The organism is Sphingomonas metalli (assembly GCF_014641735.1).
GTDB classification, from domain to species: Bacteria; Pseudomonadota; Alphaproteobacteria; order Sphingomonadales; family Sphingomonadaceae; genus Sphingomonas; species Sphingomonas metalli.
Map to the genome: position 1 here is coordinate 508,829 of NZ_BMIH01000002.1, position 14,435 is coordinate 523,263.

The 14,435-nt window shown below is 71.6% G+C and carries 8 protein-coding genes; 6 read left to right on the forward strand and 2 right to left on the reverse strand.

All coding sequences use genetic code 11. From position 1 onward, the window contains the following. The first annotated feature begins 59 nt into the window (after nucleotides 1–59). From IEX18_RS08590 to IEX18_RS08600, 3 genes are all read left to right on the forward strand, one after another. Nucleotides 60–2,519, forward strand: coding sequence for a TonB-dependent receptor (locus IEX18_RS08590; RefSeq protein ID WP_188658299.1), 2,460 nt, complete (start codon nucleotides 60–62; stop codon nucleotides 2,517–2,519). Between the two features lie 67 nt (nucleotides 2,520–2,586). Next, nucleotides 2,587–3,270 (forward strand): Fe2+-dependent dioxygenase, encoded by a 684-nt coding sequence (locus tag IEX18_RS08595; RefSeq protein WP_188658300.1) that lies wholly within the window; start codon nucleotides 2,587–2,589, stop codon nucleotides 3,268–3,270. A 67-nt stretch (nucleotides 3,271–3,337) separates the two neighbouring features. Continuing rightward, a complete protein-coding gene (locus IEX18_RS08600; RefSeq protein ID WP_188658301.1) occupies nucleotides 3,338–3,958 on the forward strand; it encodes a hypothetical protein in 621 nt (206 codons plus the stop codon). Nucleotides 3,959–4,505: 547 nt separating this feature from the next. Here IEX18_RS08600 and IEX18_RS08605 read toward each other — a convergent pair. Then, a complete protein-coding gene (locus tag IEX18_RS08605; RefSeq protein ID WP_188658302.1) occupies nucleotides 4,506–9,107 on the reverse strand; it encodes an NAD-glutamate dehydrogenase domain-containing protein in 4,602 nt (1,533 codons plus the stop codon). 212 nt (nucleotides 9,108–9,319) lie between these two features. Here IEX18_RS08605 and IEX18_RS08610 point away from each other — a divergent pair, with 212 nt between their 5' ends. From IEX18_RS08610 to IEX18_RS08620, 3 genes are all read left to right on the forward strand, one after another. After that, complete coding sequence (locus IEX18_RS08610) at nucleotides 9,320–11,467, forward strand: transglycosylase domain-containing protein (protein ID WP_188658303.1); 2,148 nt, start codon at nucleotides 9,320–9,322, stop codon at nucleotides 11,465–11,467. Between the two features lie 288 nt (nucleotides 11,468–11,755). Continuing rightward, nucleotides 11,756–12,757, forward strand: coding sequence for a threonine aldolase family protein (locus tag IEX18_RS08615; RefSeq protein ID WP_188658304.1), 1,002 nt, complete (start codon nucleotides 11,756–11,758; stop codon nucleotides 12,755–12,757). Next, nucleotides 12,754–13,680, forward strand: a complete 927-nt coding sequence (locus IEX18_RS08620; protein ID WP_188658305.1) for a DMT family transporter — start codon at nucleotides 12,754–12,756, stop codon at nucleotides 13,678–13,680. The genes IEX18_RS08615 and IEX18_RS08620 overlap by 4 nt, the downstream gene beginning before the upstream one ends. Here IEX18_RS08620 and IEX18_RS08625 read toward each other — a convergent pair. Then, the gene (locus tag IEX18_RS08625) at nucleotides 13,590–14,429 is read right to left on the reverse strand and encodes a Rossmann-fold NAD(P)-binding domain-containing protein (protein WP_188658306.1); all 840 of its coding nucleotides are present in this window, start codon (nucleotides 14,427–14,429) and stop codon (nucleotides 13,590–13,592) included. The two genes, IEX18_RS08620 and IEX18_RS08625, sit on opposite strands and share 91 nt — an antisense overlap. Nucleotides 14,430–14,435: the final 6 nt, after the last annotated feature.

The following is a 14,435-nucleotide window of genomic DNA, read 5'->3' on the forward strand; positions in this document are numbered from 1 at the left end:
CATTGACAGTGAGAACGACTCTCAATAGCTGAGCCCCCATAAGAACAAGGGGGTTCATCATGGCATCGTCGTCCGCATCCTTTCTCGCGCTGTCGTGCGTCGGCTTCATCGTCACCGCGCCCGCCGCGGCAGCGCCCGCCGGTGCGCCGCTGGCCGCCACGAGCGATCCGGAGGCGCGGGCCCAGGACGGCCGGCGGGACCTCGGCCGCGACGACATCGTCGTCACCGCGACGGCGGAAGCGATGCCCGCGGCGGTCGAAAGCCCCAAGGCGACGGCGGCGCTGCTCGACACGCCCCAGACCGTCACGGTCATCTCCGATCAGGTGCTGCGCAAGCAGAACCTCCAGACGCTGCGCGACGCGCTCCAGATCATTCCGGGGATCACCTTCGGCGCGGGCGAGGGCGGCGGCGGCTATGGCGACAGCATCAACCTGCGCGGCTATTCGGCCAATACCGACATCACTATCGACGGCATCCGCGACAGCGCACAGTACAGCCGCACCGATCCGTTCAACCTGCAGCAGATCGAGGTGTATAACGGCGCCAATTCGGTGTTCAACGGATCGGGCAGCGTCGGCGGCACGATCAACCTCGTCACCAAGGAGCCGCGCAAGGAGGATCTGACGGTCGCGCAGGCGGCGATCGGCACCGACGCCTATTACCGCGCCTCGCTCGACAGCAATGCGCGCGTGTCGGACCTGATCGCGGTACGCCTCAACGCCGCCTATCACCACAACGACGTGCCCGGCCGCGACGTGGAGAAATACGAGCGCTGGGGCATCGCCCCCGCGGTGACGATCGGGATCGACGGGCCGACCAGCCTGACCCTCGCCTATGTCCACCAGCGCGACGACAATACGCCGCTCTACGGCATTCCCTATTTCAACAATGCGCTGGTCGGCGGGCTGATCACCGGGTCGGATCGCAGCGACTATTACGGCTACAGCAACCTCGACCGGCAGCGGATCACCGTCGACCGGCTGACCGCGACGCTGCGGCATCAGGTCGACGAGCATCTGTCGGTGCGCAACCTCACCCGCTGGCAGCGCGTCGGCCAGTATAGCGTCACCAGCGCGCCGCAGGGCACCTTCTGCCTCGCCGGCACCGGCCGCCAGCCGGTCGCGACCAGCGCCAGCGACCCGCGCGGCCTGGCCTGCACCACCAGCGTCAACGGCGCGACCGTCACCGTGCCGGCCGGCCAGTGGCTCCCCTCCGGACCGCGCGGCTATGTCCGCGACCAGCTCAACCAGCTCTTCGCCAACCAGACCGATATCCGGCTGGAACATGGGCAGAAGGGCGGCATCCGCAACGTCGCCGATATCGGCATGCAGGCGATGGTGGAGGATTACGACATCACCACCGGCTCGCTGCTGCGCAACGCCGACGGCTCGGCGACCGCGCCGCTGCCCTTCCTGTCGATCAGCAACCCGGAAACCGTCTATCGCGGCACGATCCGCTCCGTCACCACCGCCCAGTCGCGCGCGACGAGCGAGAATGTCGCCGTCTACGCCTTCGATACGCTGGAGCTGGGCCGCGCGTTCGAGTTGAACGGCGGGGTGCGCTGGGAATATCAGAAGACCGATTTCCGCGCCCTGCCGCTGACCGTGCTCGCCCCCGGCGTCACCCAGCCCGCCGCGGCGCTCCAGCGACCGCAGATCAACCGCGAGCGGCTCTTCTCCTACCGGATCGGCGCGGTCTGGCACCCGGTGACCGATGTCAGCGTCTATGCCGGCTATGGCAATGCCAGGACCCCCTCCTCCGCCAGCGTGCGCGCCGGCTGCGTCAGCGTCTCCAACGCGATCGTGACCGACACCTGCGCTGTCGCGCCGGAGACCGCGCGCAACTACGAGGTCGGGGCGAAGGCGGGGCTGTTCGGCCGCAAACTGGAGCTGACCGCGGCGCTGTTCCGCAACGAGCGGACCAACTATCGCGTGCCGTCCAACGACCCGCTGCTGCCGACCGTGCAGGTGCTCGACGGGCGCAGCCGGGTGGAGGGCATCGCATTGGGCGCGTCGGGCAACATCACCCCGGCCTGGTCGATCTTCGCCAACTACACCTATCTCGACGGCCAGGTCGTCCAGTCGGTCTCCGACTTCTGCCTCGCCAGACCGGGAGCAAGCGGATGCGGCAACAGCGCCGCCAATCCTGATCCGCAGCGCGGCGCCCGGCTGGTCCAGACGCCCAGCCATTCGGGCAGCCTGTTCACCACCTATCGCCTGCCCTTCGGCCTGGAGGTCGGCTACGGCCTGACCTATCAGGGGTCGTTCGCCACCTATGTGCCGACCCTGGCCACGGCCACGCAGCTGCGGACCGACGACTATCTGATCCACCGCGCCTATCTGGCCTACAGCTTCGGCCGGGGCTGGACCGCGCAGCTCAACATCCAGAACCTGACCGACGCGAAATACCTCACCAACGTCCGCAACAACATCAACGCGACCACCGGCGTCGTCACCGGCGGCTGGGCGATGCCCGGCGACCGGCGGCAGGCGGTGTTCAGCCTGTTCTACAGCTTCTGAGGCTCTGCTACTCCTGCCCGCCGCCTTCCCCGGCCAGGCGGGCAGGAGACGATGGAGCCACGGTCCGATGCTGATCGCCATTCCCGACGTGCTCGACGCCGCCGCACTGGGGCGGGTGCGCGCGCTGATCGATCCTGCCGACTGGGTGGACGGCAACGTCACCTCCGGCCCGCAGGCGGCGCTCGCCAAGCGCAACGAGCAGCTGCCCGAGGATGCGCCGGCCGCGCGCGAGGCGGGCGGGATCATCCTCGACGCGCTCGGGCGCAGCCCGCTGTTCGTCGCCGCCGCGCTGCCGCTCAAACTCTATCCGCCGCTGTTCAACCGCTATGGCGCGGGGCACGGCTTCGGGCTGCACGTCGACAATGCGATCCGGATGAAGCGCGGCACCGACTTCCGCATCCGGTCCGACCTGTCCGCCACGCTCTTCCTCGACGATCCCGCCGCCTATGACGGCGGCGAGCTGGTGATCGAGGACCAGTTCGGCCCGCAGACGGTCAAGCTGCCGGCCGGCCACTTGATCCTCTATCCCGCCTCCAGCCTGCATCGCGTGACGCCCGTCACGCGCGGCGTGCGCACCGCCAGCTTCATGTGGATGCAGTCGATGGTCCGCGACGACGGCGAGCGGCGGACGCTGTTCGAGCTCGACCGCGCGATCCAGACGGTCGCCGCCGATCGCGGCCAGGGCGATGCGGCGGTGGTGCAGCTGACCGGCGTCTACCACAATCTCCTGCGCCGCTGGGCGGACGCCTGACGCGCTTCGCGGCCGCAGCACCCGAACCCGATTGACGCGCCCGCGCCGCGGCGGCAGGCGCGCGGAAATGAAGCGGCTCGGCCTCCTCATCCTGTTCATCGCCGCCGCCGCGGCCCTGTGGACGAGCGGCGTCGCCGACCCCTGGATCCATCCGGCGCGCCACCGGGTCAGCGGGACAGGGCTGCTGCCGCTCGACAGCTATGCCGATGCCGCCGCGCGGGCCTTGCCGGCGGGGACGGGTCTTGCCCGGCTGACCCTGCCCGACGGCCGCGCGCCGGTGACCGTGGAAGCGACCGACGGCAGCCTGATCTATCTCGACCCGCCGACCGCGGCGGTGCTGGATGTCGAGCCGGGCGACCCGCAGGATGCGGCAGCGCGGCCGCCACTGCCGGTGCTGCCGCTGACCGCGGTGCTGCTCGCCGCCCGGCCGCTGGTGAACGGCGCGCCCTTGCGGCGGATCGACTGGCCGGGCGGCCATGCACCGGACTGGACGCTGCGCTTCGCCGGCCGCGGCCGCGGCGCGACGGTGAAGGTCGCGGACGATACCGGCACGGCAACCCCGGCGCGGGCGGAGCGGGCCAGCGTGGCGCGGGCGGCGCGGGGGCCGTGGGCGTGGATCGGGGCGGCCGCGGTGCTGGGCGCGGCGCTGGTGGCGCTGGGGTTGCGGAGACGTCCGAAGCGGCGGTGAGGGGGTAGCGAGACCGATCGGATCGCGGTCCATCCGTACCGAACTGCGCGTTATCCCAGACAAAGCTGGGATCGTCTCGTTACGGCTTTGGGCAAGAGCCGCACGAGGCCCCCAGCCTGCGCCTAGGCGACAACCGAGGACGAATGTTTCACGTGGAACATTTGAGGAACGATAAGGACTGGAGCAGGGCGGGCCGAGATCGACCCACCGCCGACCGTTCGCCCTGAGCGCAATCGAAAGGCCTTGGACTTACCTGTGCTTCGTCTTCGGTCAGCACGAACGGGGGAAGGGCCAATGCTCCATGCCGCCGAGCCACGAATGTTTCACGTGGAACATTTGTGGAACGCATTGGCGGTCCGTCCGACGCCTGAGCCTCATGCGCCCCTCCCAGCCGTTCGCGCTGAGCCTGTCGAAGCGCTGTTCTTCCCGGTGCCGCAAGCGCTTGGGTCAGAGGAAGACAGACAGTGCTTCGACAAGCTCAGCACGAACGGATGAGGGGGGTGCGCCGAATTGAGGAGGATGCGTCAACGTCTGCGTACGCCCCCCCTCACCGCGCCAGCAGCACCCGCGCCTGGCTCGCCAGCTGCGCCAACATCGCGCCGCTCGGCTGGGCGGCGGTGCGGGCGCGGTCGACGATGGCGGTGAACTGGGCGACGCGTGCGGCATTCTCCGCCAGCCATGCCTCCACCGCGCCTTGCGGGTCGCTCCCGGCCCGCCGGGCGAGGAAGGCGAGCCGCAGCTGCTCGAACTCGCGCACCAGTCCCGCGACCAGCAGCCGCTCCCACGGATCGGCCGGCGCCAGCCGCGCCGCATTGGCCTGCGCCCAGTCGAGGCCCAGCGCCTGCCCGAGCCGCGTATAGGCCCGCGTCAGCGCCTCCTCGGCGATGCCCAATTCGACGCCCAGATCGGCCAGGCCGATCACGCCGTCGAGGTCGAACAGCCGGACGACGCGCGCCACCAGCTCCTGCGGCGCGCCGGTCGCCTGCAAGGCGGCCGTCATGCGCGCACTGCCGGCCCGGGCTTCCTCGAGCAGCAGCGTCTCGGTCTGGCGGTCGAGCGTGGCGATGCCCGGCCCGACCCGTGCGACCACGGCGGCCGGTCCGCCCTCCACGCGCGGGATGCGGACGAGATCGGCGATGTGGGTGCGCGCCGCCAGCGCCACCTCGTCGAACAGCGCGAGCCGCGCCGGCTCCGCCATCGGGGTGGTCTCGATCGCCTGCCAGAGCGCGTCGAGGTCGAACAATCGCTCCGCGACGACGAACATCGCCGCCACATCGGCGAGGTCGACGCCCTCTTCCTCGGCCAGCTCGAAGGGCAGCAGGATGCCGAGCCGGTTGACCAGCCGGTTTGCGAGCTTGGTCGCGACGATCTCGCCGCGCAGACGGTGCTGCTCGATCGCCTCGCCGAACCGCTCGCGCATCGCCGGGGGGAAGGCCGCGTAGAGGTCGGGGGTCAGCGCCGGGTCGTGGCCGAGGCCGCTCTGCTCGATCGCGTCCTGCAAGGCCAGCTTGGCCGTGGCGAGCAGCACGGCGAGTTCGGGCCGGGTCAGCCCGCGCCCTTCCTGGCCGCGGCGCAGCAGCTCCTGATTGCCGGCCAGCCCCTCGACACGCCGGTCGAGCCGGCCCGCCGCCTCGAACGTCTCGATCGCGCGGACATAGCGCGGCATCGCCGATGCCCCGCCCCGCTCGGCGATCGACAAGGCGAGCGTCTGGAGGCGGTTGTCCTCCAGCACCAGCTCGGCGACATCGTCGGTCATCGCGGCGAGCAAGGTGTTGCGGTCCTCCTCCGCCAGCCGCCCTTCGTTCATCTCGCGGTTGAGCGCGATCTTGATGTTCACCTCATTGTCCGAACAGTCGACGCCGGCCGAATTGTCGATGAAGTCGGTGTTGATCCGCCCGCCCGCGGCGCTGAACGCGATTCGCGCGGCCTGGGTGACGCCGAGGTTCGCGCCCTCGCCGATCGCGGTGACGCGCAGATCCTCGGCATCGACGCGCAGCCGGTCGTTGGCGGGATCGCCGACCGCGGCGTTGTTCTCGGCCGCCGCCTTCACATAGGTGCCGATGCCGCCGAACCAGAGGAGGTCGGCCGGCGCCTTCAGGATCGCGGCGATCAGCGCGGCGGGCTCGATCGCGCCGGGCGCGATGTCGAGCACGCGCGCCACCTCGGGCGTGACGGTGATCGACTTGGCCGCGCGGCTGTGGACCCCGCCGCCGGCCGAGACCGGCCCGGCATAGTCCGCCCAGGACGAGCGCGGCAGCGCGAAGAGCCGTGCGCGCTCCTGATAGGAGGTCGCCGGATCGGGATCGGGGTCGAGGAAGATGTGGCGGTGATCGAAGGCCGCGACCAGCTTGATGCTGCGCGACAGGAGCATGCCGTTGCCGAACACGTCACCCGACATGTCGCCGCAGCCGACTACGGTGATCGGGTCGCTCTGCACATCGACGCCGCGCTCGGCGAAGTGGCGCTGCACCGAAACCCAAGCGCCGCGGGCGGTGATGCCCATCGCCTTGTGGTCGTAGCCCTGGCTGCCGCCGCTGGCGAAGGCGTCGCCCAGCCAGAAGCCCCGCTCCAGTGCCAGCGCGTTGGCGACGTCGCTGAAGGTCGCGGTGCCCTTGTCCGCGGCGACGACGAAATAGGGATCCTCGCCGTCATGGACGCGCACGCCCTCGGGATGCGTCACCGCGCCCTCGACGATATTGTCGGTGATCGACAGCAGCGCGCGGATGAAGATGCGGTAGCTTTCCGTCCCCTCGGCCAGCCACGCGTCGCGGTCCTGCGCCGGCGGGGGCAGGAGCTTGGGATAGAAGCCGCCCTTGGCGCCGGTCGGCACGATGACGGCGTTCTTGACGCGCTGCGCCTTCATCAGGCCCAGGATCTCGGTGCGGAAATCGTCGCGACGGTCCGACCAGCGCAGGCCGCCGCGCGCCACCGGGCCGGCGCGCAGATGGATGCCCTCCACGCGCGGGCTGTAGACCCAGACCTCGCGCCAGGGCAGCGGCGCGGGCAGGCCGGGAATCTTCGCGCTGTCGAGCTTGAAGGCCAGCGCCTCCTGCCCGCCCGGCGCATAGGCGTTGGTGCGCAGGCATGCCTCCACCACCGCGCGCAGCGCGCGCAGGATGCGGTCGTCATCGATCGCCGACACCGCGTCCAGCCCGGCGGCGAGCGCCGCATCGGCCGCGTCGACGTCGCCGCCATCGGGCCCGTGCGCCGCGGCGAACCGCGCGATCAGCGCCCGCGCGACATCGGGCGCGCGGCGCAAGGCGTCGACCACGGTGGTCAGGCCATAGGTCAGCCCCGCCTGCCGCAGATAGCGGAACCAGGCGCGCAACAGCACCACCGCCTGCGGCGCCAGCCCCACCTCGACGATCAGCCGGTTGAAGGCGTCGTTCTCCGCCTTGCCCTCCAGCACCGCGGCGATCGCGCCCTCCAGGATGGCGGGATCGCCGCCGGCCTCGGCGCCCTCGACGACGAAGTCGTGGACGAAGGCGTTGCTGGCGTCGCGCAGCCGCGTCGGCAGTTCGCCGATCACGCGAAAGCCGAAATTCTCCATCACCGGCACGGCGTCGGACAGCGAAAGCGCGCCGTTCAGCTTGTAGATCTTGAGCTGCCGGTCCTCGCCGGCGACCGCGGGCAGGATGCGCACGCCGCGCTCCGTCTCGTCGGTCAGCGCGGCGAGACGGACGATATCGGCGGCCGCCGCGGCCGCATCGCTGATGTTGCGGTAATTCTGCGGGAAGGCGTCGGCCCAGCGCAGCGCCAGCCGGGCGGCGCGCGGCGGCGCCATCGTTTCGGCGAGCGCCGCCTCCACGTCCGGCACCCAGCCGCGGACCATCCGCTCCAGCCGGCTGTTCAGCGCCTCGCGATCGGGCAGCGGCGCGCCGCGGCCGCGCGGATCGAGCATGTAGCGGATCAGCGCGACCTGCCCGTCCTCCAGCGCGATCGACCAGTTGAGCACCTCCGCATCCGCCGCCTCGTCGAGCATCGCGGCGATCCGCGCGCGCCGGCCCGCCGTCACCTCGTCGCGCGGCAGCCAGACGAAGGCGAACAGGTGCCGGCCGAGCGGCGAGGGCACCAGCACCAGCGCCGGGCGCGGCCGGTCGGCGATCGACATGGCGGTGAGCGCCAGCTCCTCCAGCCGCTCCGGATCGAGCGCGACGACGATGTCGTGGGGCAGCGCGGTCAGCGCATGGGCCAGCGCCTTGCCGGCATGGCCGCGCGGGTCGAAACCGAACCGCTCCTCCAGCGCGGAGAGCCGTGCGCGCAGCACCGGCACCGCCCGCGGATCGGCGGCGAGCGCGGCCGAGGTCCACAGGCCCATATGGATCGACACGCCGGTCACCACCCCGCCCTCGCGCACCGGCATGACGATCAGGTCGAGCGGCACGGCGCGATGGACGCGAGCGATCAGGTTGGACTTGAGCAGCAGCGGCGGCTGGCCGCCGCGCGTGAACCAGTCGAGCGCGAGCTGGCGCGAGGCATCGGCGAGGATCGGCCGCGCCTGCGGGATGCGGGCGATGCCGAGCTGGCGGGTCGCGCCCTCCGCGGCGGTCCAGCGCTCGTGCCCCAGCAGGGTCAGCTTGCCGTCGAGGAACCAGCGCAGCAGCGCCGCGCCCTCGCCCGACCAGAGCGCATCGGCATCGGCGGCCATCGCGCGCTGCAGCGCCTCCCAGTCCGACACGGCGGCGCGCACGTCGGCCAGCGCGGCCGACAGGTCCGCGACCAAGTCGCGCCGCTCGCGCGCGTCGGCGCGCTCCATCTCCAGATAGATCATCGACTCGCGGGCGCCGCCGCCCGTCGCGGCGTCGCCGATCGCGGTCAGCCGGCCCCCGGCGTCGCGGACGACGGGCACGACGGGATGGATGATGCGGTGGATGGCGATGTCGTGGCCGGTGATCGCCGCGGCGACCGAATCGACCAGGAACGGCATGTCGTCGTTGACCACCGCCACGCGCATCCGGCGGCGGACGTCGTCAGCGGCGATCGGCTCGAGCACGATCGCGGCCTCGCCGGGTCGGCGACCCTCGGCTGCAGCGGCGACGAAGCGGGCGGCGGCCTCGACCTCGGCCGGGCCGAAATCGGCGAGTTCTCCGGGCAGCGCACCCTGGGTCAGGCGGGCGGCAAGGGCTTGGGCGGTTATATCCTTCTCCATGGGCGGTCCTATGCGCCCGGCCGGCTGCGCTTGCCAACCCCGTGCGGCGCCCGGCGCGCGCGCATCGCGGCCTGTGCGGTTCACCTGCAATTCACCGTCGGTACCGCACCGGCCCCTGCCTTTCCCCGCCCCGGCCATGCCGCTATGCTCGCGCGATTGCGCTTGGTGTTATATACAGGTAAAACAGCGCTCCCGTGTCCTGGAATTCGCCGATGCGCCCCGACCCCTTCGATCCCGACCAGCCGCGCCGCTGGCTGCCGCGCGGCCGCGACGGGGAGCGGATGCCCGCCTATACCGCGCCCGATCTGTGGAGCGACCGGTTCGGCGACGGGCCGGAGCCGGAGAAGCGGCGCGACTATCGCTGGGTGTGGCGCTGGCTGGTGCGTGGGCTCGCGGCGGGAATCGTGCTGCTGGTCGTCGCGATCGGCTGGCTGGCGGTCACCGCGCCGCTGTCGCGCTCGCTGAAGCCGCCGACCCCGCCCTCGATCACGCTGACCGCGGCGGACGGCACGCCGATCGCGCGGCGCGGCGCGATCATCGGCGCGCCGGTCGACGCCGCCAAGCTGCCCGAGCATGTGCGCGAGGCGTTTCTGGCGATCGAGGACCGGCGCTTCTACTCGCACTGGGGCATCGACCCGCGCGGCATCGCGCGTGCGGCCTGGGCCAATGTCGGATCGGGCGGGGTGCGGCAGGGCGGATCGACGATCACGCAGCAGCTCGCCAAGAACGCGTTCCTCGATTCGGACCGTACCGCCGCGCGCAAGCTGCGCGAGGTCATGATCGCCTTCTGGCTGGAAGCGTGGCTGACGAAGGACGAGATCCTGTCGCGCTATCTGTCGAACGTCTATTTCGGCGACAACGTCTATGGCCTGACCGCCGCGGCGAAGCATTATTTCGGCCGCACGCCCGACCGGCTGAACGTCGGTCAGGCGGCGATGCTGGCCGGGCTGGTCAAGGCGCCCAGCCGCCTCGCCCCCACCGTCAACCTGAAGGGCGCGCGGGCGCGGCAGGCGGTGGTGGTCGCGGCGATGGCGGATGCCGGCTTTATCACCAAGGCGGAGGCCGCGGCGGTGCAGCCGCAGCGCGTGCTCGACCGGCCGGCGCAGACGCTGCCGACCGGCACCTATTTCGCCGACTGGGTGCTGCCGCAGGCGCGCGACCAGGCGGGTGAGGTGAAGGCGGATGCGACGGTGCGCACCACGCTCGACCCCAAGCTGCAACGCGCCGCCGAGCGGACGATCCGCGCCGCGGGCCTCAATGGCGGGCAGGCGGCGCTGGTCGCGATGCATCCGGACGGGCGCGTCGTCGCGATGGTGGGCGGGCGCGACTATGCGAAGAGCCCGTTCAACCGCGCCACCCAGGCGCGCCGCCAGCCGGGATCGACCTTCAAGCTGTTCGTCTATCTCGCCGCGATGCGCGCGGGCATGTCGCCGGACACGGTGATGGATGATTCGCCGGTCGAGATCGCCGGGTGGAAGCCGCGCAACGACGACAACCGCTATCTCGGCCCGATCACCCTGCGCCGCGCCTTCGCGCGCTCGTCCAACGTCGTCGCCGCGCGGCTCACGCAGGAAGTGGGCGTGCGCAACGTCATCGCCGCCGCGCGCGACCTCGGCATCTCGACCCCGATCGCCAACGAGGCGACGATCGGCCTCGGCACCTCCGAAGTGTCGCTGATCGAGCTGACCGCCGCCTATGCCGCGATCGCCGCGGGCGCCTATCCGGTCGAGCCGCGCGGCGTCGCCGAGGTGCAGGACAAGCCCTGGTACCAGGCGATCGCCGGCGGGCAGAAGCGCCTGCCCGAGCGGGTGCGCAACGACATGCTGACGCTGCTCGGCTCGTCGCTGCGCGGCACGGGTCGCGAGGCGACGCTGTCGATCGACGCCTGGGGCAAGACGGGCACCTCGCAGAACAGCCGCGACGGCTGGTTCATCGGTGCGGCCGGCGATCTGGTGGTGGGCGTATGGGTCGGCAAGGACGACAGCTCGCCCATGCCGGGCCTGCACGGCGGCGGCATCCCGGCGCAGCTCTGGCGCAACTTCATGCAGACCGCGCTGGGGGTCGCGCCGGTGGTGCGCGAGGTGGCGGAGCCGATCGACAACGGCGTGATCGAGGCGGCGGGCAACGAACTGGGCGACGTGGTCCCCGGCGCGATCGACGCGGCGGCCGACCAGCTCGACCAGCTGGGCCTCGAGATCCGGCAGAATGACGACGGCTCGATCGCCGTCGGTCCCCGCCGCCGCGAACGGGACATCGACCGCGAACGCGGCCCGCGCGACGAGCGGCGCAGCCGCGACGACGATCGCCGCGGGCCGGACGACGGGTATGACGAGCCGCAATATGACGAGGATCGCTGGTAGGGGGCGGTGATCCGGGCGGTGGCGCGATCGTCGTCCGCACGCCACTCCGCAGTCCGTCGTCCCGGCGAAGGCCTGAGCGTCCCGCGGCTCCGCTCTGAGCCTCGCCGAAGAGCCGGGTCATTCTCCCAAGTCCGTCGCCCCGGCGAAGGCCGGGGCCTTCCGCGACTCCTGCCCCGAACCCCGCCAAAGATCCCAGCCGTCGCTGGGATGACGGTGTGGGGCGGGCGGGCAACTGCCGTTCTATCTCCCCCGTTGTCCCCCGCCCCGCTCCCCCCTAAGCGCCTCGCCATGCGCTTTTTCTCCGACAACGCCGCGCGCGTGCATCCGTCCGTCTTCGCAGCCATGGCCGCGGCCGATTCGCTCGATACCGCCTATGACGGCGATCGCTGGTCGCGCAGCCTCGATGCGCGGCTGGGCGAACTGTTCGAGCGGGAGGTGCGGGTCCTGTGGGTGCCCACCGGCACCGCGGCCAATTGCCTCGCGCTGGCGGCGCTCTGCCCGCCATATGGCGGGGTGATCTGCCATCGCGACGCGCATATCCAGAATGACGAGGGCGGCGCGCCCGAATTCTACACGCACGGCGCCAAGCTGATGCTCGCGGACGGGCCGGGCGCCAAGCTTGATCCGGCCGGGGTCGCGAAGGTCGCCGATGCGATCGCCGACGACGTCCATCGCGTCCAGCCGCATGCGGTGTCGATCACCAACGCGACCGAATATGGCCGCGTCTACACGCCCGCCGAGGTCGCCGCGATCGGGGAACTGTGCCGCGCGCGCGGCTGGCGCTTCCACATGGACGGGGCCCGCTTCGCCAACGCCATGGCGACCACCGGCGCCGCGCCCGCCGAGATGACGTGGCGCGCGGGCGTGGATGCGCTGTCGTTCGGCTTCGTCAAGAATGGCGGGATGAGTGCCGAGGCGCTGGTGTTCTTCGATCCCGATCTCGCCGCGGCGACGCTGCGCCGGCGCAAGCGCGCCGGGCTGCTGCTGTCCAAGGGACGCTATCTGGCCGCGCAGATCCTGGCGATGCTCGAGGACGATCTGTGGCTCGCCAACGGTCGCGCGGCCAATGCGGCGGCGACGACACTGGCGGAGGCGGCGGGCGACCGGCTGATCCACCCGGTCGAGGCGAACGAGCTGTTCCTGCGCGCGACCCCGGACGAGGCGGCGCGGCTGCGCGCGCAGGGTTTCGACTTCTACGACTGGGCAACGGGCGAGGTGCGCTTCGTCACCGCCTGGGACAGCGCCTCGGAGGACATCGACCGCTTCGCCGCGGCGATCCGCCAGCTATGAGCCCCGCGGCCGAGCCCGCGCCGCCCAACTCGACCCGGGCGGCGATCCTGATCCCGTTCGCGATCGTGACGCTGATCTGGGGCTCGACGTGGCTCGTGATCCGCGACCAGATCGCGGTGGTGCCGCCGAGCTGGTCGGTCACCTATCGCTTCCTCGTCGCCGCGCTGGTGATGGCCGGCTACGCGCTGTGGCGGGGCGAGAGCCTGAAGGTCGGGCGCGGCGGCCTCGCCTTCGCCGCGACGCTCGGGACTCTGCAATTCTGCCTGAACTTCAACTTCGTCTACCGGGCCGAAGCCTATATCACCTCGGGGCTGGTGGCGGTGATCTTCGCGCTGCTCCTCGTTCCCAATGCGCTGTTCGGGCGCGTCTTCCTCGGCCAGAAGCTCGGGCGGCAGCTGGTCGCGGGCTCGGCGGTGGCGATGGCGGGGATTACCTTGCTCTTCGTCCACGAGGCGCGGGTCGATTCGGCCGGACCGACCCGGGTGATGACCGGGATCGGCTTCACCCTGCTCGGCATCCTGTCCGCCTCCTGCGCCAACGTCATGCAGGCGACCCGGACGGCGACGCGCTGGCCGATGGCGCCGCTGCTCACATACGCGATGGGGATCGGCGCGGCGATCGACGGCGCGGTCGCCTGGTGGCTGACCGGGCCGCCGGTGGTCGAGTACCGGCTCGGCTATGCGCTCGGCATCGTCTATCTGGGCGTCGCCGCCTCGGCGGTCGCCTTCGCCCTCTATTATCGGGTGTTGCGGACGATCGGGCCGGCCAAGGCGGCCTATTCGAGCGTGATCGTGCCCGTCATCGCAATGCTGCTCTCGACCCTGTTCGAGGGCTATCGCTGGTCGCTGCTCGCCGCCGGCGGCGCGGTGCTGGCGGCGACCGGGCTGGTCATCGCCCTGAGGGCGCGCAGGCCGGCGCGGTAGTCGGGATAGCGGGGCTGCCAGCCCAGCACCCGCTTCGCCTTGCCGTTGGCGATCCGCCGATCCTCGGCATAGAAGCCGCGCGCCATCGGCGACAGGCTTTCGAGCGGCACGAAGGGCGGGGGTTCCAGCCCCAGCAGGCGAGCGGCGAAGGCGATCACCTCGTTCTGCGAGCAGGGCCGGTCGTCGGCGAGATTATAGGCCCCGGCCGGCGCGGTCAGCGCGGCGAGGACGCCGTCGGCCAGATCCTCGACATGGATGCGGCTGAACAGGTTCGGCACGTCGACCCGATGCGCCGTGCCGGCGCGCACCCGATCGAGCGGCGAGCGGCCGGGCCCGTAGATGCCCGGCAGGCGGAACACGCGCGCGCCCCGCGCCAGCCAGGCCGCATCCGCCGCGCTGCGCGCCGTGCGGCGTCCGGTGCCGGTCGGGGCGCTCTCGTCGACCCAGGCGCCGCCCGCATCGCCATAGACGCCGGTCGAGGAGAGATAGCCGATCCACGCCGCCTCGATCGCATCACCGTAACGGTCGAGCACCGGGTCGCCGCCATCCGCTCCCGGCGGGACCGAGGAGAGGATGTGCGTGGCGGTGGCGAGCGCGGCGCGCACGCCCGCCGCATCGTCGAAGGCGAGCGTGCCGTCGCGGCCGTCGCGGGTGGTGCCGGTGACGGCCCAGCCTTCCGATGCGGCGGCGAGCCGGTCGGCGATCACCCCGGCGGCATAGCCGCGCCCGAAGACGAACAGCCGGTGCATTCCCGC